The organism is Streptomyces sp. NPDC048349 (genome assembly GCF_040651925.1).
GTDB lineage: Bacteria > Actinomycetota > Actinomycetes > Streptomycetales > Streptomycetaceae > Streptomyces.
Genome location: NZ_JBEZLA010000017.1, coordinates 87849 through 112577 on the forward strand (window position 1 = coordinate 87849; position 24729 = coordinate 112577).

Below are 24729 nucleotides of genomic sequence, written 5' to 3' on the forward strand. Positions count from 1 at the left end.
GACATCAACAACAGACATCAACAACGGTAATCAACAGGAGGCTGACATGAGGATCATCTGGTTTCGGGTACGGACGGCACTGCGCGGTCGCGGAGGCGATGCGGGGATGTCCACTTCTGAATACGCCATGGGCACGATCGCGGCCTGTGCGTTCGCCGCTGTTCTGTACAAGGTGGTGACGAGCGAAGTGGTTTCCACGGCCCTTCAGTCGACCATCGGGAAGGCGCTCGATGTGCCGTTCTGAGGACGGATCCGGCGCCGGCCGGAAAAGGGGCGACCGGGGATATGTGACCGCGGAGGCGGCCCTGGTGATCCCGGCCCTGGTGCTGTTCGCCGCGCTCCTGGTGTGGGCGTTGATGTCGGCTGCCGCGCAGATCCGGTGCGTGGACGCGGCCCGGGCCGGCGCCCGGGCGGCAGCCCGCTCGGAGCCCGCGGAGGTGGCGGTGGCAGCGGCCCGGGCGGCCGCGCCGCCGGGGGCGCGGGTGGAGCTGGAGCGGGAGGGCGACCTCTGGCGGGTGCGGGTGGCTGCCCCGGCTCCCGGCCCGCGCGGGCTGCCGGTACGGCTCGGGGCGCAGGCGGTGGCCCTGGCGGAGGACAGCGTGGGGCCGCCGCCGTGAGCCGGGACCGGGGTTCGGCGACGGTGTGGGCGGTGCTGGTCGCCACCGTCCTGGGGGCGGTGTTCGGTGGTGTGCTGCTGCTCGGCCAGGCGGTGGTGGCCCGGCACCGGGCGGCGGCCGCCGCCGACCTGGCGGCGCTCGCGGCGGCGGCGTCGTGGGCCCATGGGCCGGAGGCGGCCTGTGCAGCGGCGCTGCGGGTGGCCCGGGCTCAGGGCGCTGCGCTGGGCGCCTGCGACCTCCGGGGCGAGGTCGCCGAGGTCTCGGCCCGCCCGGCGGCCGGGACCTTCACCCCGGCGATCCGGGCCCGCGCGGGCCCGTCGCAGGGCTGAGCCGCGGCCGGAAAGGATGCCGCCCCAATCCTTCCGGCCTGATCAGCACTAGGCAGGCGGGGACTGCGCCAGGAGGCGGGTGAGGAGGCGGATGGCGCCGCGCTTGTGGAGCGGGTCGTTGCCGTTGCCGCACTTGGGCGACTGGATGCAGGAAGGGCAGCCGGCCTCGCACTCGCAGGCCGCGATGGCGTCGCGGGTGGCCGTCAGCCAGGCGCGGGCCGTGTGGAAGGCCCGTTCCGCGAATCCGGCGCCGCCGGGGTGGCCGTCGTAGACGAAGACCGTGGGGAGGAGGGTGTCGGGATGCAGCGGCACGGAGACGCCGCCGATGTCCCAGCGGTCGCAGGTGGCGAACAGCGGGAGCAGCCCGATGGAGGCGTGCTCGGCGGCGTGCAGGGCGCCGCCGAGGATCTCCGGGCTGATTCCGGCCTCGTCGAGCTGGTCCTCGGTGACCGTCCACCACACGGCCCGGGTGCGCAGGGTGCGGGGCGGCAGGTCCAGCTTGGACTCGCCCAGGACCTCGCCGGTGATCAGTTTGCGGCGCAGATAGGAGACGACCTGGTTGGTGACCTCAACCGAGCCGTAGCAGAGCCGGGCCGGGCCCCAGGGGACCTCGGTCTCGGTCTCCAGGACGGAGATGGAGGTGGTGTCGCGGGCGGTGGTGGAGAAGGGCGGGTTCGCCTCTTCGACCAGGGCCGCCGCGCCCTCCAGGTCCAGGTGCTGCACGAGGTAGGTGCGGCCCTGGTGGAGGTGGACGGCCCCGTCGTGGACGGCGGTGTGCGCGGCCGACTCGTCGACCGTGCCCAGCAGCCGCCCGGTCGAGGCCTCGACGATCTGCACCGGGCGGCCGCCGCCGCCCCGGATGTCGGTGAGGTCCGAGGCCCGCTCCCGGCGGGTCCAGTGCCAGGCCGTGGCCCGCCGGCGCAGCAGCTTGGCCGCTTCCAGCTGGGGGAGGAGGTCCTCGGTCGACGGGCCGAAGAGGTCCAGGTCCGCTTCGGTCAGCGGGAGCTCCGCCGCGGCGGCGCACAGGTGGGGGGCGAGGACGTACGGGTTGTCGGGGTCCAGCACGGTGGCTTCGACGGGCCGGCGGAACAGCGCCTCGGGGTGGTGGACCAGATAGGTGTCCAGCGGGTCGTCACGGGCGATCAGCACGGCCAGGGCGCCCTGGCCCGCGCGCCCGGCGCGGCCCGCCTGCTGCCACAGGGAGGCCCTGGTGCCCGGGTAGCCGGTGATCAGGACGGCGTCCAGGCCCGCGACGTGCACGCCCAGCTCCAGGGCGCTCGTGGCGGCCAGGCCCAGCAGCTCGCCGGAGTGCAGGGCCCGCTCCAGGGCCCGGCGCTCCTCGGGCAGGTAGCCGCCCCGGTAGGCGGCGACCCGCCGGGCCAGGGAGCGGTCCACCGCGGAGAGGCGCTCCTGGGCGATCACCGAGATCAGCTCGGCGCCGCGCCGCGAGCGGACGAAGGCGACCGTACGGACCCCCTGGACGACCAGGTCGGTCAGCAGGTCCGCGGTCTCGGCCGTGGCCGTGCGGCGTACGGGCGCGCCCCTCTCGCCCCGCAGCTCGGTCAGGAGCGGCGGCTCCCACAGGGCGAAGACCACCTCGCCGCGGGGCGAGGCGTCCTCGGTGATCTCGATCACGCGGGTTCCGGTCAGCCGGGAGGCCGCCGCCGCCGGGTCGCTCGCGGTGGCCGAGGCCAGCAGGAACACCGGGTCGGAGCCGTAGCGGGCGCACAGCCGCCGCAGCCGGCGCAGTACCTGGGCCACGTGGGAGCCGAAGACCCCGCGGTAGCTGTGGCACTCGTCGATCACCACGTAGCGCAGTGCCTTCAGGAAGGAGGACCAGCGCGGATGGGCCGGGAGGATGCCGCGGTGCAGCATGTCGGGGTTCGTGAGGACGTAATTGGCGTACTGACGCACCCATTCGCGTTCTTCTACCGGCGTGTCGCCGTCGTAGACGGCAGGGCGGACCGCGGTGCCGAGCGGGGCGGCCAGGTCCCGTACGGCGCGCCGCTGGTCGGCCGCCAGGGCCTTGGTGGGGGCCAGGTAGAGGGCGGTGGCGCCGCGGCCGTTCGGAGCCTGGGCGCCGTCCGCGAGCGCGGAGAGGACGGGCGCCAGATAGGCCAGGGACTTGCCCGAGGCGGTGCCGGTCGCGACCACGACGGACTCCCCGTCCAGGGCGTGCTCGGCCACCTGGGCCTGGTGTTCCCACGGATGGTCGATTCCGGCGGCCTGAATCGCGGCTACGACATCCGTTCGGATGCGGTCGGGCCAGACTGCATGACGGCCCTCCCGAGGGGGCAAGTGCTCCGTATGGGTGATGCGCGCAGCCCGGGAAGACCCCCGTGATAGCCGGTCGAGGACCGTGCCGGGGGTGGGTTTGGGGTCCGCGGGTGCCGTGGGCCGACCGGGACGGTGAGTATTGGCCATTGGAACCGAGTGTGTCACTGGCGTGCGGGACAATGGTCCCAAGGCGTCGTGCGCGCCTGCCGGTAAGTGATTGAATGCCATCGCGGCAGCCAATCCCTCGCCTACCTTCGGGTGGGGAGGCCCCTGGGGGGCGCCGCTCGATAGCAAGGTGCTGGAGGATCCGTGGACCTGTCCCTGTCGACTCGCACTGTCGGCGACCGTACGGTCGTAGAGGTCGGTGGCGAGATTGATGTGTATACCGCGCCCAAGCTGCGCGAGCAGTTGGTCGAGTTGGTGAACGACGGCAGCTACCACCTGGTTGTCGACATGGAGCGAGTGGACTTCCTCGACTCCACCGGACTTGGTGTGCTCGTGGGAGGCCTCAAGCGCGTCCGCGCGCACGAGGGTTCGCTGCGTCTGGTGTGCAACCAGGAGCGCATCCTGAAGATCTTCCGCATCACTGGTCTGACCAAGGTGTTCCCGATCCACACCTCCGTGGAAGACGCCGTCAACGCCACCGACTGACGGCTCCCGCAGACAAGGAGCCGAAGGAGAGCGGGGGTACCGGGCCACAGGTGGCCCGGGCCCCTGTCAAGGCACGCCCGTTGTCCGAGGGGGACGCGCATGGCCACCGTTGAACTGCGCTTCAGCGCCCAGCCCGAACACGTCCGGACGGCCCGCCTCGTCGCGGCCGCCGTGGCGCGCCGGGCCGGAGTGGAGGAAGCCGTCCTCGACGAGGTCCGCCTCGCCGTGGGTGAGGCCTGCTCGCGCGCCGTCGGACTGCACCGCAGCAACGGGCTGACCGCGCCGGTCCGGGTCGTCCTGACCGAGGAGGAGAAGGTGTTCTCCATCGAGGTCGGCGACGAGGTTCCCGGACCGGGCGGCGGCCCGGCCGATGCCGTGTCCGGCATCACGGCCGTCCTGGACCCCGACATCGAGGGGGAGGACGAGATGGGTCTCGCCGTGATCAGCGGGCTCGTCGACGACGTCGAGGTGACCAGTGGGGAATCGGGCGGGACCATCCGGATGAGCTGGCCGGTCGCGGGAGCCGCCGACCTGCCGTAGATCCACTGCGCGCGGAATCCTTCGTATCTTCCGATCTTTATCAAGGCCCTGCTGAGCAGGGCCTTTTTCATTTCCCTAGATCAATGACCCGGCGTCAATGCCTTTGCCCCATTACTTCTTTCGGGGGTAATGGAGTGACGCGATCTATTGCTGAGGAGCAAGAGCACGCCAATTCCGTTTCCTGCGCACTGTTTTGATCAGGGTGCGCTCCTTACAATCCGTCCACATCTTGAGCTCATCACGTCAAGGAGGACGAATGACGGGGCTCTTCACCCCTATCGCGCCGGACCGCACCTCTGATCTGGCAGCCGCAGTACTCACCGATGACAATCGGCTCATCGTGATCGTCATCGCGGCCGTGGCACTGGCCGCGCTCGTCGTCGCGCAGATCCTGGTCCGCCAGGTGCTCGCCGCCGACGAGGGAACCGAAAGCATGAAGAAGATCGCCGCGGCGGTGCAGGAGGGCGCCAACGCCTATCTGGGCCGCCAGCTGCGCACCCTCGGCGTGTTCGCCGTCGTGGTGTTCTTCCTGCTCTTCCTGCTCCCCGCCGACACCTGGTCGCAGCGGGCGGGACGTTCCGCCTTCTTCCTCGTGGGCGCCCTCTTCTCGGCGGCCACGGGCTACATCGGCATGCGGCTCGCGGTCCGCGCCAACGTCCGCGTCGCCGCGGCCGCACGCGAGGCCACCCCCGCCGAGGGCGAGCCCGCCAAGGACCTGACCGAGGTCGCCCACAAGGCGATGAAGATCGCCTTCCGCACGGGCGGCGTGGTCGGCATGTTCACCGTCGGCCTCGGCCTGCTCGGCGCCTCCTGCGTCGTCCTGGTCTACGCGGCCGACGCACCCAAGGTCCTGGAGGGCTTCGGCCTCGGCGCCGCGCTGATCGCGATGTTCATGCGTGTCGGCGGCGGCATCTTCACCAAGGCCGCCGACGTCGGCGCCGACCTGGTCGGCAAGGTCGAGCAGGGCATTCCGGAGGACGACCCGCGCAATGCCGCGACCATCGCCGACAACGTGGGCGACAACGTCGGCGACTGCGCCGGAATGGCAGCCGACCTCTTCGAGTCGTACGCCGTCACCCTGGTGGCCGCGCTCATTCTCGGCAAGGCCGCCTTCGGCGACCTGGGCCTGGCCTTCCCGCTGATCGTCCCCGCGATCGGCGTGATCACCGCGATGATCGGCATCTTCGCCGTGTCCCCGCGGCGCAGCGACCGCAGCGGAATGACCGCCATCAACCGCGGCTTCTTCATCTCCGCGGTGATCTCGCTGGTGCTGGTCGCGATCGCCGTCTACGCGTACCTGCCGGCCACCTACAAGGAGCTCGTGGGCGTCGAGAACGCCGCGATCACCAACCACTCCGGGGACCCGCGCATCCTGGCCGTCGTCGCCGTCGCGATCGGCATCGTGCTCGCGGCCCTGATCCAGCAGCTGACCGGCTATTTCACCGAGACCAACCGCCGTCCCGTCCGGGACATCGGCAAGTCCTCCCTCACCGGGGCGGCCACCGTCGTCCTCGCCGGCATCTCCGTCGGCCTGGAATCCGCGGTCTATACGGCACTGCTGATCGGCCTCGGTGTCTACGGGGCGTTCCTGCTCGGCGGTACGTCGATCATGCTGGCGCTCTTCGCGGTGGCCCTGGCCGGCACCGGCCTGCTCACCACCGTCGGCGTCATCGTCGCCATGGACACCTTCGGCCCGGTCTCCGACAACGCCCAGGGCATCGCCGAGATGTCCGGCGACGTCGAGGGCGCGGGGGCGCAGGTCCTGACCGACCTGGACGCGGTGGGCAACACCACCAAGGCCATCACCAAGGGCATCGCCATCGCCACGGCCGTGCTCGCCGCGGCCGCGCTGTTCGGCTCGTACAACGACGCGATCGCCACCGCGGTCAAGGAGGTCGGGGCCAAGGCCGGGGAGATGAACCTCAGCCTGGACATCGCGCAGCCCAACAACCTGGTCGGGCTGATCCTGGGCGCGGCGGTGGTGTTCCTGTTCTCGGGCCTCGCCATCAACGCGGTCTCGCGCTCCGCGGGCGCCGTGGTCTACGAGGTGCGCCGCCAGTTCCGCGAGCACCCCGGGATCATGGACTACTCCGAGAAGCCCGAGTACGGGCGCGTGGTGGACATCTGCACCAAGGACGCGCTGCGCGAGCTCGCCACGCCCGGCCTGCTCGCCGTCCTCACGCCGATCGCCGTCGGGTTCACCCTGGGCGTCGGCGCCCTCGGCTCCTTCCTCGCGGGCGCCATCGGCACGGGCACGCTCATGGCCGTGTTCCTGGCCAACTCCGGCGGCGCGTGGGACAACGCGAAGAAGCTGGTCGAGGACGGCCACCACGGCGGCAAGGGCAGCGAGGCCCACGCGGCGGTCGTCATCGGCGACACGGTCGGCGACCCGTTCAAGGACACCGCCGGCCCGGCCATCAACCCGCTGCTGAAGGTCATGAACCTGGTGGCCCTGCTGATCGCCCCGGCGGTCGTGCAGTTCAGCTACGGGGCCGACACCAGTGCGACCGTACGGGCGGTGGTCGCGGTCCTCGCGATCGGCGTCATCATCGGCGCGGTGTACGTCTCCAAGCGTCGCGGCATCGCCGTGGGCGAGGACAGCGAGGGCGGAGCCGCCGAGCGGGTGGGCCAGCAGGCCGACCCCGCGACGGTCTCCTGACCCGGGGCACGACAGCGGTAGGGGCAGGGGGCATCGGGCCGGGCAGGGCCGGCCGGATGCCCGTACGCCCGAACGGCGGACAGGCGGCGCGGACTGACGCGCCGTCTGTCCGCCTTTGTGCGGAGCCGGATGGCGGCCGTGTATCTTCCGGGCCGAGAGCCTTCGAAGGGACCAATCCGGTGAACAAGAAGCTTGCGGCCGCAGTGGCGGGCGGTGCGGTACTGATGCTCGTCCTGTCGGGCTGCGGTGGGGACGACAGCGACAAGAAGGCCGACGCCTGGGCCAAGAAGGTCTGTGACCAGTGGCAGCCCGAGCTCAAGAAGGTCGAGGCGGCCAACGCCGAGATCAAGCGCGTGGCGACCGAGAGCAGCAAGCCCGAGGAGGTCCAGAAGACCGACTCGGCGGCGTTCGCGACCATGTCCGAGTCGTACAAGACGATGGGGAGCGCGCTGCAGGGGGCGGGAGTCCCGCCGGTCAAGAACGGCCAGGCGACCCTGGACGCGGCGGTCAAGGGCTTCGAGGAGACCTCCAAGGGCTACGCCGACCTGAAGGCCAAGATGGACGCCCTCGACGCCAAGGACCAGACGAAGTTCGCCGAGGGGCTCAAGGAGCTGGCGGGCGGCCTCCAGGAGGCCACGAAGGGCGGCAAGGACGCCCTGGCCCAGCTCAACGCGGGGGGCCTGGACAAGGCGATGAACAGCCAGAAGGGCTGCCAGGTCGCGGCGCCCTCGCCGTCGCCCAAGTAGCGCGGTGGGCAGGTGAGCTGACGACGGCCCGGCGGCCGTGTCCCGAAGGGGCGCGGCCGCCTCGTCGTGTCGCGGCGGGTCCCGGCCGCCGCCTCGCCGGCGGTGCGTGTGCGCCGGAGTCGGCGCGTCGCAGCCGGTCCGTGCCCCCGCCCCGCCGCCGGCGCCGGGCCGCTGTCTCTCGGTTCGGGCGGATCCGCCCTGCCGACAGCCGCGCGGGCGCACGGATTGTCGGCCCCAGCGGCCACAATGGTGGGGTGAGTACCACCAGCCTTCCCTCGCCCGACCACGCCGCCGAGTTGCGCACCGCCCTGCTGGCCGCCGGTTTCACCGCCGACGGGCTGCTCGACCTGCTCGGTGCCCCCGCGTACGCCGCGCTCGCCCGCAGCGAGACGGTCCCCGCCCTGCGCGCCACCCGCAGCCGCGGCAACGGCCTCGCCAGCCTGGTCCGGCTCTTCCTGCTGCAGCAGCCGGAGCCGTACGTGCACGCCGCGGAGGCGCTGCCCGTCGAGGCCGCGCTGGCCGACGGATGGCTGCGCCGGGAGGGCGACGAGGTGCACGCCACCGTCGACGTGCGCCCGTACGGCGGGCCCGACGGCGAGGACTGGTTCATCGTCTCCGACCTCGGCTGCGCCGTCGGCGGGGCCGGCGGGATCGGCAGCCGGGAAGAGGGAGTGGTCCTCGGGGTCGGCGGTGCCTCCACCACGCTGGCCGGGATCACCGTCCGCGTCCCGGTGGGCTCCGCCCTCGACCTCGGCACCGGATCGGGCATCCAGGCGCTGCACGCGGCGCAGCACGCCACCCGGGTCACGGCCACCGACGTCAACCCGCGGGCCCTGGAGTTCACCCGGTTGACGCTCGCGCTGTCCGGCGCCCCGGAGGCGGAGCTGCTCACCGGCTCGCTCTTCGAGCCGGTGGGGGATGCGACGTACGACCTGATCGTGTCCAACCCGCCGTTCGTGATCTCCCCCGGCGCCCGCCTCACGTACCGCGACGGCGGCATGGGCGGCGACGACCTGTGCCGCACCCTGGTCCAGGAGGCCGGCGCACACCTCAACCCCGGCGGGTACGCGCAGTTCCTCGGCAACTGGCAGCACGTGGAGGGCGAGGACTGGCGCGACCGCGTCCGCGCCTGGGTGCCGCGCGGCTGCGACGCGTGGATCGTGCAGCGCGACGTACAGGACGTGACGCAGTACGCCGAGCTGTGGCTGCGGGACGCGGGCGACCACCGCACCGACCCCGCCGAGTACGCGCGGCGCTACGAGGACTGGCTCGACGAGTTCGAGGCGCGCAAGACGAAGTCCGTCGGCTTCGGGTGGATCACCCTGCGCCGGACGGACGCGGCCGAGCCCTCGATCGTGGTGGAGGAGTGGCCGCACTCGGTGGAGCAGCCGCTCGGCGAGACCGTGCTGGCCCACTTCGCCCGGCAGGACTACCTGCGCGACCACGATGACGCGGCGCTGCTGGAGGGCTACTTCCAGCTGGCCGGCGAGGTCGTCCAGGAGCAGGTCGGCTCGCCCGGCTCGGAGGATCCGGAGCACGTCGTGCTCCGGCAGCACCGCGGAATGCGGCGCGCGACCAAGGTCGACACGGTCGGAGCGGGTTTCGCGGGAGTGTGTGACGGCTCACTGACCGCGGGACGGATCCTGGACGCGATCGCGCACCTGGTGCAGGAAGATCCGGTCGTGCTGCGGGACCGGACGCCGGAGGCGATCCGGATGCTGGTCGAGCAGGGTTTCCTGGAGCCGGTCACGGGCCCCGCGCACTAGCCGGAACCTGGATGTAACCGGGGGTTCGCCTGCCGTACGCGAAGTGCTGGAAGGCTCTGCGCAGCGGGATCCGGGCGGATCCTGTGAGCGGCCCATGGGGAGGGGAGAACGGCAGGGAAAGCGGCCCGGAGATTTTCGCGGACGCCGTGTTCCTGCTGTTCGGGGCCGCTCTGCAGGCCTGGACGGGGGCGCGCGCCCGGCGCGGCGCGCCGGTGGCCGAGGGCGTGCGCCCCGTCGCGGCCGTACCGCCGGCGCTGCCCGCCGCCGGCGCGTCGCCGGCCCTCGGGGCGCGGTGCCCCGCGAGGCACCCACGAGAGGGCCGCGGCCGACCCGGTCCGGCGGTGACGGCCGACGTGAAACCCGATGTGGAAGAGGGTTCCGGGGTGGGTCCGGGAGCGGGGGCCAGACGGCCCCCCGGACACTCGGCCCGGTGATCGGCAAGGGCCCGGCGCGGCATCCGGGCGGCAGAACCGGCGCTTGTCGGGTTACCGTTCGAGTGGCCGTTGCGGGCTTGTGCCGTTTGACACGGGGGCGGGTTGTACCGTCACACTCCGCAGCGTCGCCGTACTGCGACCGAGTGCCGACCGGAGAGAAGAGCCAAGTTGTCCCCGACTAGCGAGACCGCAAAGGGCGGCCGCCGACTCGTCATCGTCGAGTCCCCTGCCAAGGCGAAGACGATCAAGGGCTACCTCGGCCCGGGATACGTCGTCGAGGCGAGCGTCGGGCACATCCGCGACCTCCCGAACGGCGCGGCCGAGGTTCCCGACAAGTACACCGGCGAGGTCCGTCGCCTCGGTGTGGACGTCGAGCACGACTTCCAGCCGATCTACGTCGTCAACGCGGACAAGAAGGCCCAGGTCAGGAAGCTCAAGGAGCTGCTGGCCGAGTCCGACGAACTCTTCCTCGCCACCGATGAGGACCGCGAGGGCGAAGCCATCGCGTGGCACCTGCAGGAAGTCCTCAAGCCCAAGGTCCCCGTCCACCGGATGGTCTTCCACGAGATCACCAAGGACGCGATCCGCGACGCCGTCGCCAACCCGCGCGAGCTCAACCAGCGCATGGTCGACGCCCAGGAAACCCGCCGCATCCTCGACCGCCTCTACGGCTACGAGGTCTCGCCGGTCCTGTGGAAGAAGGTCATGCCGCGGCTGTCGGCCGGGCGCGTCCAGTCGGTGGCCACCCGCCTCGTCGTCGAGCGGGAGCGCGAGCGCATCGCCTTCCGGTCCGCCGAGTACTGGGACCTGACCGGAACCTTCGCCACCGGGCGCACCGGTGACGCGTCCGACCCCTCGACGCTGGTCGCCCGCCTGAACACGGTGGACGGCAAGCGCGTCGCCCAGGGTCGCGACTTCGGCTCGAACGGGCAGCTCAAGAGCGAGGTGCTGCACCTCGACGAGGCAGGTGCGCGGGCGCTCGCCGCCGCGCTGGCGGACACCTCGTTCGCCGTCCGCTCGGTCGAGTCCAAGCCGTACCGCCGCTCCCCGTACGCCCCGTTCCGCACGACCACGCTCCAGCAGGAGGCCTCGCGCAAGCTGGGCTTCGGTGCGAAGGCGACCATGCAGGTGGCGCAGAAGCTGTACGAGAACGGCTTCATCACCTACATGCGTACGGACTCCACCACGCTGTCGGACACCGCGGTGTCGGCGGCGCGGGCGCAGGTCACCCAGCTCTACGGGGCCGACTACCTGCCGGAGAAGCCGCGTGTCTACGCGGGCAAGGTCAAGAACGCGCAGGAGGCGCACGAGGCGATCCGGCCCTCGGGTGATCGTTTCCGCACCCCGGCCGAGACCGGCCTGTCCGGCGACCAGTTCCGCCTCTACGAGCTCATCTGGAAGCGGACCGTCGCCTCCCAGATGAAGGACGCGGTCGGCAACAGCGTCACCGTGAAGATCGGCGGTCGTGCGGCCGACGGGCGGGACGCCGAGTTCACCGCCTCCGGCAAGACGATCACCTTCCACGGCTTCATGAAGGCCTACGTCGAGGGTGCGGACGACCCGAACGCCGAGCTCGACGACCGCGAGAAGCGCCTGCCGCAGGTCGCGGAGGGCGACGCGCTCGCCGCCGAGGAGATCACGGCGGACGGCCACTCGACCAAGCCGCCGGCCCGCTACACCGAGGCCTCGCTGGTCAAGGAGCTGGAAGAGCGCGAGATCGGCCGCCCGTCGACGTACGCGTCGATCATCGGCACGATCCTCGACCGCGGCTACGTCTTCAAGAAGGGCACGGCGCTCGTGCCGTCCTTCCTGTCGTTCGCCGTGGTGAACCTGCTGGAGACGCACTTCGGCCGCCTGGTCGACTACGACTTCACCGCGAAGATGGAGGACGACCTCGACCGCATCGCGCGCGGCGAGGCCCAGTCCGTGCCGTGGCTGAAGCGCTTCTACTTCGGCTCGGAGGACGCGACCGAGGTCGTGCCCGCCGACGGGGACCACCTCGGCGGTCTGAAGGAGCTGGTCACGGACCTGGGCGCGATCGACGCCCGCGAGATCTCCTCCTTCCCGGTCGGCGAGGGCATCGTGCTGCGGGTCGGCCGCTACGGGCCGTACGTGGAGCGGGGCGAGAAGGACGCGGAGGGCCACCAGCGGGCCGACGTGCCGGACGACATGGCTCCGGACGAGCTGACGGTCGCGTACGCGGAGGAGCTCTTCGCCAAGCCGAGCGGCGAGTTCGAGCTCGGCAAGGACCCGGTCAGCGGGAACCAGATCGTCGCCAAGGACGGCCGCTACGGGCCGTACGTGACGGAGATCCTTCCCGAGGGCACGCCGAAGACGGGCAAGAACGCGGTCAAGCCGCGGACGGCCTCGCTCTTCAAGTCCATGAGCCTGGACACGGTCACGCTCGACGACGCGCTGAAGCTGATGTCGCTGCCGCGGGTGGTCGGCGTGGACGCGGAAGGCGTGGAGATCACGGCCCAGAACGGCCGCTACGGCCCGTACCTGAAGAAGGGCACGGACTCGCGGTCGCTGGAGACCGAGGACCAGCTGTTCTCGATCACGCTGGACGAGGCGCTGGCCATCTACGCACAGCCCAAGCAGCGGGGCCGGGCCGCGGCCAAGCCCCCGCTGAAGGAGCTGGGCACGGACCCGGTCAGCGAGAAGCCGGTGGTGGTCAAGGACGGCCGCTTCGGGCCGTACGTGACGGACGGCGAGACGAACGCGACGCTGCGGCGGGACGACGACGTCGAGACGATCACGCCGGAGCGGGGCTACGAGCTGCTCGCCGAGAAGCGGGCGAAGGGTCCGGCCAAGAAGACGGCGAAGAAGGCCCCGGCCAAGAAGGCCCCGGCGAAGAAGGCGACGGCGGCGAAGACCGCTGCCGCGAAGAAGACGACGGCGGCCAAGAAGACGACCGCCGCGGCGAAGAAGACGACGGCCAAGAAGACAGTGGCGAAGAAGGCGGCGGCAGCCGCCCCGACGGACGAGTAGCCCCGACGGACGAGTAGCCCCGACGGCTCCGGAACAGGGCTCCGTGCGAAAGCGCACGGGGCCCTGTCCCTGTCCTCGTGGGGCCCTGTCCTCGTGGGGCGCCGGGCGGCACGTCCGGCCTCGCCTGCGTTCGAGGCGAGGGGCCTCGGGGCAGAGCTGCCGCAACGGCGCCGCCCGTCTGGGCCGCGCCGGGTCCGGGAGCGGGCGCCGGGAGCCCGGGGGAGAGGTGGGTCCGGGGTCACAGCGGACCTTGTCCACAGGCCTCCGCACCCGCCAAGCGCAGCGGATAGGCTGGGCGGATGACGCGAGCCGAGCAGCCGACGGTCGTGACCGCCCCCGCGAACCCCACCTACGACGAAGCCCTAGCCGCGGATTCCCGCGAGCGTGCGGTGCGCGCACTGCTGCGCACCCCAAGGCTGCGCCGGCTGTGGAGCGCCCAGTTGGTGAGCGGCATCGGAGATGCCCTCGCCCTGCTGGCGCTGGTGCTGCTGGCCCTCCAGGCGGCCGTCACGGAAGAGGCCTTCGGCGGCGGCTACCGCGGCGCGGCCCTCGCCGTGGCCGTCGTCTTCGGCGTCCGTATCCTCGCGACCCTGTTCTTCGGCGCGGTCCTGCTGGGCCCGCTGTCCGGTCTGCTCGCCCCCGGCGGCAAGCTGGACCGCCGCTGGACGATGATCGGCGCCGACGGGCTCCGGCTCGGGCTCTTCGTCGTCGCCCCGCTGTGGCTCGACTGGATCCCGGCCCACGCGCTCACCGCCCTGCTGGTCACCGTCTTCGTCGCCGGCGCAGCCGAGCGGGTGTGGACCCTGGCCAAGGAGAGCGCCGCCCCCGCCCTGCTGCCGGCGCCGCCGCCCGAGGGGGCGACCGTACGGCCGCTCCCGGACCACATGGACGCGCTGCGGCGGCTGACGCTGCGCACGTCCTTCGCGGCGCTCCCGATCGCCGCGGCCGCGCTGCTCGCCGCCACCCTCGTCGGCAAGGCCCTCGCGCTCGGCATCGACTGGTTCGCCGCGAACCAGGCCGCGCTCGGCTCGTACGTGGCCTCCGGCCTCTTCGCGGCGTCCGTCTCACTGCTGCTGCCGCTGGTGCTGCCTGGGGCGAAGACCCCGCGGCCCCGTTCGCCGCTGGAGGGCCTGCGCGCCCCCAAGGCGGGGGACCGGCCGGACAAGGGCCGTACCGGCGCGATCCCGCTGCTGGTCCTGGCCTGCGCGGCGGTCGCCGGTGCGGTGTCCTGCGCCGTGGCCGTGGCCGTCCTGCACGCCTTCGACCTCGGCGGCGGCCCGGCCGCCTTCGCCCTGTTCGTCCTCGCGCTGGTCGGCGGCACCGCCGCCGGCATCCGGGCCACCCAGGCCGGCAAGGTACTGCCCGCCCTGTCCCGGCGCCGTCTGCTGGCCTTGGCCATAGCGGTCGCGGGTCTCGCGCTGCTGCTCACCGGGCTGGTCCCGGACACGGCGACCGTGCTGTTCCTGTCGCTGCTCGCCGGCGTCGCCGCGGGTGTCGCCGCGCACACCGGCCACGCGCTGCTGGACCAGGAGACCGAGGAGTTCCGCCGGGCCCGGATCACCGAGCACCTGCAGGCGGTCGTGCGGGTGGCCGTGGCGCTCGGCGCCCTCGCCGCACCCGTGCTGGCCGCGATGATCGGGCCGCACCGGCTGGGCGGGGGCGAGGTCGTCTTCGCACACGGCGGCGCCGCCTTCACGCTGATGCTGGTCGGCGCCCTGCTGCTGCCGGTCGCCGCGGTGGTCCTGGCCAAGGCCGACGACCGCACCGGCGTACCCCTGCGGCGCGACCTGCGCGAGGCGCTGCGCGGCGGGGAGCCGGTGCAGGCGCCGTCCGGCACCGGGTTCTTCATCGCCCTGGAGGGCGGCGACGGCGCCGGCAAGTCCACCCAGGTGCAGGCGCTGGCCGACTGGATACGGGGCAAGGGCCACGAGGTCGTCGTGACCCGCGAGCCGGGGGCCACACCGGTCGGCAAGCGGCTCCGTTCGATCCTGCTCGACATCTCCTCGGCCGGTCTGTCGAACCGCGCCGAGGCACTGCTGTACGCCGCCGACCGCGCGGAGCACGTGGACACGGTGGTGCGTCCGGCCCTGGAGCGCGGCGCGGTGGTCATCTCCGACCGCTACATCGACTCCTCCGTGGCCTACCAGGGCGCCGGGCGCGACCTGTCCCCGACGGAGATCGCGCGGATCTCGCGGTGGGCCACCGACGGGCTCGTCCCCAACCTGACCGTGCTCCTCGACGTGTCGCCGGAGGCGGCGCGCGAGCGGTTCACGGAGGCCCCGGACCGGCTGGAGTCGGAGCCGGCGGAGTTCCACCAGCGGGTGCGGTCCGGGTTCCTGACGCTGGCCGCGTCCGACCCGGGGCGCTACCTGGTGGTCGATGCGGGCCAGGATCCGGACTCGGTGACCACCGTCGTACGCCACCGGCTGGACCGGATGCTCCCGCTCTCCGAGGCCGAGGTGGCCGCCCAGGCGGAGGCCCGGCGGCTCGCCGAGGAGGAGGCGCGGCGCAAGGCGGAGGAAGAGGCCGCGCGCAAGGCGGAGGAAGCCCGGCTCAAGGCCGAGGAGGAGGCCCGCCTCGCACGGGAGGCCGAGGCCGCCCGGGTCAAGGCCGAGGCCGAGGCCGCCCGCAAGGCGGAGGAGGAGCGGATCCGCGCCGAGGAAGAGGCACGGGCCCGCGCCGAGGCCGAGCGGCTGCGCGCGGAGGCCGAGGAGCGGGCGCGGGCGGCCGAGCAGGAGCGGCTGCGCCGGCAGGCGGAGGAGGAGGCCCGGCTGCGGGCCGAGGCCGAGGAGCGGCGGCTGGAGAAGCAGCGCCGGGCCGAAGAGGCCCTGCTGAAGGCCGAGGAAGCGCGCCGGCTCGCGGCGGCAGCGGCCGCCGAGGCCGCGGCCGAGGCATCGGCGGCCGCGGCGGCTTCTGCGGCGCAGGCCGCGGCGGCTACTGCGGCGCAGGCTTCGGCTGCTCAGGCCCCCGCCGCACCGGTCCGTAAGACGGAGCAGGACGGGCCGCATCCGGACGACGCGGTGACGCTCGAGACCCCGGCGCTCCGGCGGGTCGTCCAGCCGGACGACATCACGCAGACCGTGCCCGTCCCCAAGGTCGACACGACGAAGCCGCCGGTGCGGCCGACCGACGAGACGGCCGTACTGCCCCCCGTGCGCCCGCAGGCCTCGCGGCCCACGGCCCGGCGCCCCGAGGAGAACCCGGCCGACCGGGTGCCGCCGGGCATCTTCCGGGACTCCGGCAGCAGCGCGGGCGCTTCCGGCGAGGACCGTACGCGCGAGCTCCCCGTCCTCGGCGAGGACGGTCGCCCGCGCCGGGCGCGTTCGGACTGGGCCGAGGAGACCCCGCTGGACGACCTGCCGACGCTGGCGGACGAGCTGCTGGGCCGCCACCGCGAGGACGAGCACGGCGAGGACGACGAGCGGGGATCGCGCCGAGGGCGCTGACCCGGGCGGGACCGGATTGTCAGTGCCGCGCGCCACAATGGGTGCACGCAGAGTGAAGTGAAAGGTGGTGGGCGGGATGCCCGTATGGGACGACCTGGTGGGACAGGAGCGGGTCCAAAAGCAGCTCGCCGCCGCCGCCCGCGATGCGGACGGCCTGGTCACGGCCATCACGGACGGGACGCCGCCGCCCGCCGCGTCCAGGATGACCCACGCCTGGCTGTTCACCGGCCCGCCCGGCTCGGGGCGCTCCACCGCCGCCCGCGCCTTCGCGGCCGCCCTGCAGTGCACCAGCCCTGACCGGGCCCTCGGGGGCGAGCCGGGCTGCGGGTTCTGCGACGGCTGCCACACCACCGTCGTCGGCACGCACGCCGATGTGGAGATCGTGCGCACCGATCTGCTGTCGATCGGTGTGAAGGAGACCCGCGAACTGGTGCGCCGCGCCCAGCTCTCCCCGGCCGTGGGCCGCTGGCAGGTCATCGTCCTGGAGGACGCCGACCGGCTCACCGAGGGCGCGGGGAACGTGATCCTCAAGGCCGTGGAGGAGCCCGCTCCGCGGACGGTGTGGCTGCTGTGCGCGCCCTCGCTGGAGGACGTCCTGCCCACGATCCGCTCCCGCTGCCGGCACCTGATCCTGCGCACCCCGCCGGTCCACGCCGTGGCCGAGGTGCTCGTGCGGCGCGACGGCATCGAGCCCGCCGTCGCCGAGGCCGCCGCCCGCGCCACCCAGGGGCACATCGGGCGGGCCCGCAGGCTCGCGACCGACGAGGCCGCCCGCTCGCGCCGGGCGACCGTCCTCAAGCTGCCCCTCCGCGTCGACGACGTGGGTGGCTGCCTCAAGGCCGCGCAGGAGCTGGTCGAAGCCGCCGCCGAGGACGCCAAGCAGGTCGCGGAGGAGGTCGACACCAAGGAGACCGAGGAGCTGAGGGCCGCGCTCGGTGCCCAGGCGGGCGCCGGCAGCCGGATGCCGCGCGGTACGGCGGGCGTGATGAAGGAGCTGGAGGACCGGCAGAAGCGCCGCCGCACCCGCACCCAGCGCGACAGCCTGGACCTGGCGCTGACCGACCTCACCGGTTTCTACCGGGATGTGCTGGCCCTGCAGCTCGGCTCGTCCGTGGCCATCGCCAATGATGAGATACGCCCGGACCTCGACCGGATCGCCCGCGCCTCGGGCCCCGAGCGAACCCTGCGCCGGATCGAGGCGATCATCGCCTGCCGCGAGGCCCTGGACCGCAACGTGGCGCCCCTGCTCGCGGTCGAGGCGATGACGATGTCCCTGCGCGCGGGCTGATGCGCGCCTTGACGTGCGGGCCGATGCGCGGGCCGATGCGGGGCCGATGCGCGGGTTGACCGGTCCGCGGCGTCCACGCCGGGTTGACCGGCTCACCCGTACGGGCGGACCGGCCGCCCGGCCCTGAACGGTGCCGGGCGCTTCCCGGTCCGTGCCGCGCCCGCCGGCGGCCACGGACGGGGTGGAAGCGCCCGGTGATCGGCGGTGGCCTGGTCCCGGTCGGCAGGACGTAGGCTCCGAGGATGGACACCAGTCGCCTGCTGCGTACCACCGGGACCGTGATCGCGGCCGCCGGGCTGCTGCTCGTCGGATGCACCTCCGGCGGGTCGGCAGGCCCCAAGGCCTCCGCGTCCTCCGGAGGGGGGTCCGCTTCGCCGTCGGGGCAGCCGTCCCCCGACGCGGCGGCGCTGCGCCCGTACTACGAGCAGAAGCTGACCTGGCGCGACTGCGGTGTCCCCGGGTTCCAGTGCTCCACGATGAAGGCCCCGCTGGACTACGCGAACCCGGGCTCCGGCCAGGACGTCGACATCGCCGTGTCCCGCCGCCCGGCGGGCGGCCCGGGCAAGCGGCTCGGTTCCCTGGTGGTCAACCCGGGCGGCCCGGGCGGATCCGGCATCGGGTACCTCCAGGCGTACGCGGGGATCGGCTATCCCGCGCCCGTCCGCGCCCTGTACGACATGGTCTCCTTCGATCCGCGCGGGGTGGACCGCAGCAGCCCCGTCGAGTGCCTGACCGGCCCGGCGATGGACAAGTACACGCAGGTGGACCAGACCCCGGACGACGCCGCCGAGCGGGGGCAGCTGGTGGCGGCCTTCAAGGAGTTCGCGGCCGGCTGCCAGGCACGCTCGCAACGGATCCTGCCGCACGTCGCCACCGTGGACGCCGCCCGCGACATGGACCTGCTGCGCGCGGTGCTCGGCGACGAGAAGCTCACGTACGTCGGCGCCTCGTACGGCACCTTCCTCGGGGCGACGTACGCGGACCTCTTCCCGGACCGGGTCGGGCGGCTGGTGCTGGACGGCGCGATGGACCCCACCCGCCCGGCGGTCGACCTGAACCGGGACCAGACGGCGGGCTTCGAGACGGCCTTCACCGCCTTCGCGAAGGACTGCGCCGAGCAGGCCGACTGCCCGCTCGGCAAGGGCACTCCGGACGAGGTGGCGGCCCGCCTGAAGGAATTCTTCCGCAAGCTCGACGCCCGGCCGGTGCCCACCGGTGAGTCTGCCAGGCCGCTGGGCGAGGCCCTGGCGACCACCGGGGTGATCGCGGCGCTGTACGACGAGAGCGCCTGGCCGCAGCTGCGCGACGCCCTCGCCGCGGCCATGGACGGCGACGGGGCGGGCCTCCTGAGCCTGGCCGACGGCTATTACGAGCGCTCGCCGGACGGCAAGTACGCCAACCTGATGGCCGCGAACGCCGCCGTGAACTGCCTGGACCAGCCGCCGGCCTTCACCGGCCCGGACTCGGTCGCAGCCGCCCTGCCCTCCTTCGAGAAGGCCTCCCCGGTCTTCGGTGCGGGCTTGGCCTGGGCTTCGCTCAACTGCACGTACTGGCCGGTGAAGGCCACGGGCACGGCGAAGCCGCTGACGGCGAAGGGCGCCCCGCCGATCCTGGTCGTCGGCACCACCCGCGACCCGGCGACCCCGTACAAGTGGGCCCAGGCCCTGGCGGGCCAGCTGGAGTCCGGCACCCTGCTCACGTACGACGGCGACGGCCACACGGCTTACGGGCGCGGCAGCGACTGCATCGACACCGCGATCAACCGGTACCTGCTGGAGGGCGAGGCCCCGGCGGACGGCAAGAAGTGCTGAGCCGCGCCCGCGGCTGGCCGGCGTCGGGGCCCTGGTCGATTCATCCCGCTATGTGACGTCCGTCCCCGGGCTTCACAACCTGGTTCAGGGCACCCCCCGACACCCTGTAGACTTGGCGCCGCTGCTGATGAGAGCACCTCTTCGAGGGAATACTTGTCTGACCAGCGGTGCCGCCTTAGCTCAGTTGGCCAGAGCAACGCACTCGTAATGCGTAGGTCTCGGGTTCGAATCCCGAAGGCGGCTCTGTAGAAGCCCCAGGACTCACTCGCCGTGACCTGGGGCTTTTGCTTTCGTGGGATGTTTCAGGGCAGGTGGGCGCTGGGACTCTTCACTCTGTGCGTGAGCGTGCGCGAGCGCCGGATCGGGGAACCTGCTCGCGATCACCGGCCGGCGCGTAGAGCGGCCGCCGACTCCAGGAGGCCGTCCCGCTCCAGGCGGTCGAGCACATCGCCCGCGGTGCCAGGTGGGTTTCGCCAGGAGTCGGCGATCTGTTGGACGGCGGCAAAGACCCGCTGTCGATCGAGATCGACCTGGGCCAGAACGAAGTCGTCTGCAGAGACGGCCTCGACGTTCCATGCTGCCAGCGTCTCTTCGGGGAAGTCCTTGAGGTTGTTGGTCACGATGAGCTGAGCTCGCGACTTGATAGCGGCGGCAAGTACATGGCGGTCGTCTGTGTCTGGCAGTTGCAGAACCGACTCCAGCGGTTCGTAGTCCTTGACGAGGCAGTCCCGTACGGCGCGCATCATCAACTCGCGCGTCCGGGTCAGCTTTGTCGGATCGAGCTCTGGCCTGTTGGCCTGGAGGTTCGTGAAGACTTCGTCCAGGATCCGATCCGTCCACTTCGCCTGCACGAGCCCTGCCTGGGCTATGCGGATCAGAAGGTCGCGCAGCGTGCTCGGGTACAGAACGCAGGCGTCGTAGACGACGATGAAGGCCACGGGATCAGATCAGCCCCATCTCCTGGTTCAGGGATGTGAGTTCGTCTGCTGCTGCCCGGCGATTCCGATCGTCCTGGCGCTGGTACTCAAGTAGGGACTGCGCCTTGATCCGGCGATGGGTGCCGACCCTCCGGTAGTCGATCTCACCCGCCTCCAGTAGTCCGATCAGGAACGGCCGGGAGACGTTCAACATGTCAGCGGCTTGCTGTGTGGTCAGCTCTGCGTGCTCGGGAACGATGGAGACAGCGCGTCCAGCGGCCATGTGGCTCAGTACCGTCGCCAGCAGTTCCACGGCCTCGCGTGGCAACTCGAGGTCGGCCGTGCCGTCCTCGATCCGGAACCGGATCCGTTCCGCGTGCGGCGAGCGCGCGAGCGACCGCTTCACCGGCTTGAGTGCGCGCGCAGCGAAGTCGGCGTTCGCCCCGGATGGGGGAGTGGGCCGAGCGGTCGACGTGCTCATCGTGTCCGTCCCTTCCTGTGGCGGAGCGGGCGCCCGAACGCCGCCCTATTCGCATTATCCGCAGCAATCGAAATTATCGCAACCCGCTTCGAGGTGATGTAGGAGTGAATCCCCCGTGATCCTCTCCGGCTGCGTGGCGGGACCTCGGCGCGACCGGAATATGCGGCTCGATGACGCGTGAGCGGTGCGTGAGCGGACTGGACAGCGCAGGGTGGACTGGGCGGCACGTGGGTTCAGGGGCGTAGGTCGCTGAACTGGGGAAACGGGATTTTGCGGCCCGGAGCGGCACCAGCCGGGATGATCTTTTGGGGGCCTCGTAATGCGTAGGTCTCGGGTTCGAATCCCGAAGGCGGCTCTGTAGAAGCCCCAGGACTCACTCGCCGTGACCTGGGGCTTTTGCTATTTTCCGGCGCGGCTGCGGTTGCGGGTGCCCTGCTTCGCGAGGAGGGCCAGCCATGCCCAGCGGGCGACGCCGCCGACGGCGAGGGACACGGTGATGGCGCCCCAGTCGATGACGTGGGGGAGGCCGGGGAAGAAGGCGAAGAAGGCGAGGGACGCGGCGGCGCCGGTGAGGAAGGCGGCGAGGCCGGCGCGTCGGCGCCTGGCTTCCGAGGCGGGGTCCGCAGGGGTGGGCTGGGGGCTCATGTGCGGCTCACTTCGTGATGTGGTGGCACTGGCTGACCCGTCGGGTGCCGTTGATGTGGAGGTGGGCGCAAGCTTTGCCGTACCGGGGGAGCTTCTGGGGTGCGTTGTTGCGCATCGGGTTGATCTTGCACTCGGTGTGGGTCTTGCCGCGGGAGGTCCGGTAGGTCTTGTTGTCGGTGTCCGCGTAGGTGAAGTCGATGCTCCAGTTGCAGAAACCGGCGTTGAGGGCTCCGACGAAGCCGCAGTCGACGCCGGCGTTCTGGTACGTGATGTTCTTGCCGTCACCACGGATGACGTGAGTGAACATGCAGCCTGTGGGGACCTTCATCGTGACGCCTCCGACTTGGTAGTCGAAGGTGGCCACGGGCGTCGAGCCGATGGCGCCCGCGTGCGCCTCGGCGGGGGGTAAGACGGCCAGCGCGGCCATGGTGGCGAGGGTGGCCAGGATCCGGGCCCTTGTGCTGCTTCAGTGCGTCTGCCAGGGCCCGGCCGAAGGCCGTCTCGTTCTTGTGGACGAAGTGGTGGACCAGGTTGATCGGCGGATGCGGGACGACCTGGAGCAGGTTGCGTGGGGCGACCCCGATCACCTCGGGGTTTGAGGCCAGCTGTCTCATGCGCGTCTGGTGACGGCAGGTGACGGCCAGCCAGAGGGCCGGCAGTCAGTTACTCGGGTGGGCCGCCGCTCGCGGGGCGCGCAGAGCCAGGAGGGAGGGGGCGGAGCTGTCGGGGCCGGTCGGTTCGCCGGGACAACCGCTCGCTTTGGTCAGGCGCTCCGTGGCTCGGGTGAGGCCGCTGACCGTGGAGTTGGGCCGGCTCTCGAGGTGCTTCTAAGCTGCGGACATGAGCGACCTGTATGCCGTGGACCTGGCCCTGGACCTCCGCGACTCCGTGCCGCCTTCCCTGCTCGCCGATCTGCGGTGGCACCTCGGTGAAGAGGAGCGGGAGGCGGACGAGGAACTCGATGCGTATCCCCTGCTCGCATCGCGCGGCCCGGCAGTCCGCATCGGCGGTGTCCGGGTGGGGGAGCTCGTCCGGACCGGCAACGGGTGGGCGCTGACGGTACGGTACGAGATCCACACCGAGGTCATGCCGGACTTCGATTCGCTGGTGGAACGTCTCGCCTGGCATTCCGACACCGAGGGTCCCATCGGCCAGGTCCGTTTCTACGAAGACGACGTTCCGGAGATGCTGATCAACAGATCGGGGACGCTCGTTCGGATGCCGCTCGCTCCGAAGCCGACGTCGTAAGAGCAGCGTCAGTCATTGACCGACGGCACGACACCCAGAACGATTTCCGCGTTCGCGATCATGCGCCCGATTTCGATGGGGAGATTCTCGAATTCCTCCATCACCACGTCGAAGGGCTCCACCTTGCGAACCGTGCCGTCCAGACCCCGGGCTTCCACGAAGAACCGATAACCGGCCGGCGAACTCGGGTCGGCGACCTTCGTCCAGGCCGCACCGTGGCGAAGCACCAACAAGTCGCCCAGGTAGGACGTCAGGTCCGTGTGGAGCGTGATCCAGTCCGACTGCTCGAATTCGGCGAGGGGGAGGCGATCCGCATAGCTCTGCAGACCGGGCATCAGGACCAAGGGGTCATCCGCGTACTGCTCCGCCGAGATGCCCAGCATGGATCCGAGGTTGACGGCGTTCAGATGCGCCCCGCGCCCCCATTCGACGAGATCCGCATCGATCTCGCCCGGCGTCCTGTCAGGCATACCAAAGAACCTTTCGATCGACCCGCATCACATCTACTTCTTCCGCCTCGTCGGCGGGTCCCACTGGTCCCGCTTGGGATGGGGGCCGTATTCGAGGAAGATTATCTTCGCATCCGTGAGGTACTTACGGAGTTCAGCGGACGGCCCTGCATGCGTGAACGACCACCGTGGATCATATCCAGGATTAAGCCGCCGCAGAGCGATGTCCTTGTTGATCTGTTCCTTGATCGCAGGCTTGAGCGGGACCTCGTTCACGATCGTACGAGTGGTTTCGTCCTTCAGCGTGATGGTGCGGTACGGGCCGTACGTCTTGACCTCCACCGCGATCACACGACCGTCGGGCAGGTCCACGGGCACATCCACCTTGCGTCCGCCCGGGGTCGTTACGGGATACCGGGGATCGGCGTTCATGGGCACCGGATACGCCCGCTCGGCGCCACCACCCCACATCTGCCGGTGGAACTCCTCCCCTCGCTGCCACCGGAGCTCATGGTCACGCGTGTTGCGGACGTCCCGCAGTGTGAGCGGACCGTCGGCGGGCAGCAGGGCGGGCCTGGAGTAGTCGGGCTCTTGCCCCGCATACGGATTCTCGGTGCCCGCCTTCGCCCCGCCGTCCTTGGACCCTGCCTCCGGCGAGTCGCCGGGTGCGGTGGCCTCGTCGGAGGCCTGAGCGGCGTCGTCAGCCGTGCGGCCCCCGTCGTCCAAGCCGCCCGCGCCCGGGGTCTCCGGGTGGGATCCGCCCGTGGACGGGCCGTCCGGGTGGCCCGTGCCGCCGGGACCGCCGCCGTGGCCGCCCGTGGAGCCGGGGCCGTCGGTGTGGGCGGCTCCGGGACCCCGGTCGGCCGTGTGTGTACCGGCCGTGGTCGGGGTGTCCGGGCGGGAACCGCTGCGGGGGGTGTTGTCCAGGTCGTTGCGCGGCATGTTCTCCGGGGCGTGGCCGCCGGGGGTGCCGTGGTCGCCTGCGCGGCCGGTCGGGGTGTTGTCGAAGGCGCCCGTGCCGTGCACGCCGTTGTCCACCGTGTGGAGGGGGTGGGAGAGGTCGGAGGTGAGGTGGATGCCGTCGTCGGCGCGGCCGCCCACAGAGGTCAGGACACGGTCCGGGGCCTCGACCCTGGCCGGGGTGGCGTGCAGGGGGGCGTCCGCGTCCGGCTTCGGGGCCGGGGTCGCGTCCGGCTTCGGGGCCGGGGCCGTGTCCGGGGTCTTCTCGACCGGGGCTTCGTCGATGTGCTGGTGGAGGCTGCCGTCTGCCTTGTAGTAGTTGCCGTCGCCGTCGAGGTACTTCGCCGGGCCGTCGAAGGGCAGCTTGACCGTGCCCGGGGGCAGGGTGGCCGTGCCCTCCGGCAGCTTGATGTTGCCGTCCGGGAGTTTGATCGCGCCGTCGGGGACTGCCGTGCCCTTGGGGAGCTGGATGGA

At 71.8% G+C, this 24729-nt stretch carries 19 protein-coding genes, 1 tRNA gene and 1 pseudogene; 14 read left to right on the plus strand and 7 right to left on the minus strand.

The genetic code is table 11. The features are described 5' to 3' along the window. Positions 1-46 precede the first annotated feature (46 nt). The 3 genes from AB0D44_RS12580 to AB0D44_RS12590 are packed head-to-tail and all read left to right on the plus strand — an operon-like array spanning position 47 to position 946. Positions 47-244: a DUF4244 domain-containing protein gene (locus AB0D44_RS12580; RefSeq protein ID WP_257555616.1), complete on the plus strand. Its 198-nt coding sequence runs from the start codon at positions 47-49 to the stop codon at positions 242-244. Continuing rightward, entirely contained in the window at positions 231-617 is a 387-nt protein-coding gene (locus tag AB0D44_RS12585) for a TadE family type IV pilus minor pilin (protein WP_362588568.1), read from the plus strand. The genes AB0D44_RS12580 and AB0D44_RS12585 overlap by 14 nt, the downstream gene beginning before the upstream one ends. Next, positions 614-946 carry an Rv3654c family TadE-like protein gene (locus AB0D44_RS12590; RefSeq protein WP_362588571.1) on the plus strand — a complete coding sequence of 111 codons (333 nt, stop codon included), beginning with the start codon at positions 614-616 and terminating at the stop codon, positions 944-946. The genes AB0D44_RS12585 and AB0D44_RS12590 overlap by 4 nt, the downstream gene beginning before the upstream one ends. A 48-nt stretch (positions 947-994) precedes the next feature. Here the strand turns inward: AB0D44_RS12590 and AB0D44_RS12595 are convergent, their stop codons facing one another. After that, a complete protein-coding gene (locus AB0D44_RS12595) occupies positions 995-3451 on the minus strand; it encodes a DEAD/DEAH box helicase (protein WP_362588574.1) in 2457 nt (818 codons plus the stop codon). An 81-nt stretch (positions 3452-3532) separates the two neighbouring features. Here AB0D44_RS12595 and bldG point away from each other — a divergent pair, with 81 nt between their 5' ends. From bldG to AB0D44_RS12645, 10 genes are all read left to right on the plus strand, one after another. Continuing rightward, the gene (bldG, locus tag AB0D44_RS12600) at positions 3533-3874 is read left to right on the plus strand and encodes an anti-sigma factor antagonist BldG (RefSeq protein ID WP_069920854.1); all 342 of its coding nucleotides are present in this window, start codon (positions 3533-3535) and stop codon (positions 3872-3874) included. A gap of 99 nt (positions 3875-3973) precedes the next feature. Further along, complete coding sequence (locus tag AB0D44_RS12605; RefSeq protein ID WP_362588577.1) at positions 3974-4414, plus strand: ATP-binding protein; 441 nt, start codon at positions 3974-3976, stop codon at positions 4412-4414. A gap of 256 nt (positions 4415-4670) precedes the next feature. Next, on the plus strand, positions 4671-7073 hold the full coding sequence (locus tag AB0D44_RS12610; RefSeq protein WP_362588580.1) for a sodium-translocating pyrophosphatase: 2403 nt from the start codon (positions 4671-4673) through the stop codon (positions 7071-7073). Between the two features lie 179 nt (positions 7074-7252). Further along, a complete protein-coding gene (locus AB0D44_RS12615) occupies positions 7253-7819 on the plus strand; it encodes a small secreted protein (protein WP_362588582.1) in 567 nt (188 codons plus the stop codon). Positions 7820-8073: 254 nt separating this feature from the next. Beyond that, positions 8074-9585, plus strand: coding sequence for a class I SAM-dependent methyltransferase (locus AB0D44_RS12620; protein WP_362588584.1), 1512 nt, complete (start codon positions 8074-8076; stop codon positions 9583-9585). Between the two features lie 602 nt (positions 9586-10187). Beyond that, positions 10188-13010 (plus strand): type I DNA topoisomerase, encoded by a 2823-nt coding sequence (gene topA / locus AB0D44_RS12625; protein WP_362588586.1) that lies wholly within the window; start codon positions 10188-10190, stop codon positions 13008-13010. A gap of 299 nt (positions 13011-13309) precedes the next feature. Beyond that, complete coding sequence (tmk, locus tag AB0D44_RS12630; RefSeq protein ID WP_362588589.1) at positions 13310-16456, plus strand: dTMP kinase; 3147 nt, start codon at positions 13310-13312, stop codon at positions 16454-16456. Positions 16457-16532: 76 nt separating this feature from the next. After that, entirely contained in the window at positions 16533-17744 is a 1212-nt protein-coding gene (locus AB0D44_RS12635) for a DNA polymerase III subunit delta' (RefSeq protein ID WP_362588591.1), read from the plus strand. Between the two features lie 242 nt (positions 17745-17986). After that, positions 17987-19555 carry an alpha/beta hydrolase gene (locus AB0D44_RS12640; protein WP_362588594.1) on the plus strand — a complete coding sequence of 523 codons (1569 nt, stop codon included), beginning with the start codon at positions 17987-17989 and terminating at the stop codon, positions 19553-19555. Positions 19556-19724: 169 nt separating this feature from the next. Then, positions 19725-19798 (plus strand) — tRNA-Thr (locus AB0D44_RS12645). Positions 19799-19935: 137 nt separating this feature from the next. On the opposite strand, the gene AB0D44_RS12650 is transcribed toward AB0D44_RS12645, so the two are convergent. From AB0D44_RS12650 to AB0D44_RS12665, 4 genes are all read right to left on the minus strand, one after another. Continuing rightward, positions 19936-20493 carry a PIN domain-containing protein gene (locus AB0D44_RS12650; protein ID WP_362588596.1) on the minus strand — a complete coding sequence of 186 codons (558 nt, stop codon included), beginning with the start codon at positions 20491-20493 and terminating at the stop codon, positions 19936-19938. Positions 20494-20497: 4 nt separating this feature from the next. After that, positions 20498-20953 (minus strand): helix-turn-helix domain-containing protein, encoded by a 456-nt coding sequence (locus AB0D44_RS12655; protein ID WP_362588599.1) that lies wholly within the window; start codon positions 20951-20953, stop codon positions 20498-20500. Between the two features lie 399 nt (positions 20954-21352). Continuing rightward, entirely contained in the window at positions 21353-21598 is a 246-nt protein-coding gene (locus AB0D44_RS12660) for a hypothetical protein (protein ID WP_362588602.1), read from the minus strand. 7 nt (positions 21599-21605) lie between these two features. Further along, complete coding sequence (locus AB0D44_RS12665; protein ID WP_362588605.1) at positions 21606-22025, minus strand: hypothetical protein; 420 nt, start codon at positions 22023-22025, stop codon at positions 21606-21608. A gap of 413 nt (positions 22026-22438) precedes the next feature. Between AB0D44_RS12665 and AB0D44_RS12670 the strand changes: the two genes are divergently transcribed. After that, the gene (locus tag AB0D44_RS12670; RefSeq protein ID WP_362588608.1) at positions 22439-22846 is read left to right on the plus strand and encodes a hypothetical protein; all 408 of its coding nucleotides are present in this window, start codon (positions 22439-22441) and stop codon (positions 22844-22846) included. An 8-nt stretch (positions 22847-22854) separates the two neighbouring features. On the opposite strand, the gene AB0D44_RS12675 is transcribed toward AB0D44_RS12670, so the two are convergent. Together AB0D44_RS12675 and AB0D44_RS12680 are read right to left on the minus strand one after the other, a co-directional pair. Further along, positions 22855-23316, minus strand: coding sequence for a hypothetical protein (locus tag AB0D44_RS12675; RefSeq protein ID WP_362588611.1), 462 nt, complete (start codon positions 23314-23316; stop codon positions 22855-22857). Between the two features lie 33 nt (positions 23317-23349). Then, positions 23350-24729, minus strand: a pseudogene (locus tag AB0D44_RS12680) (hypothetical protein); the annotation flags it as partial.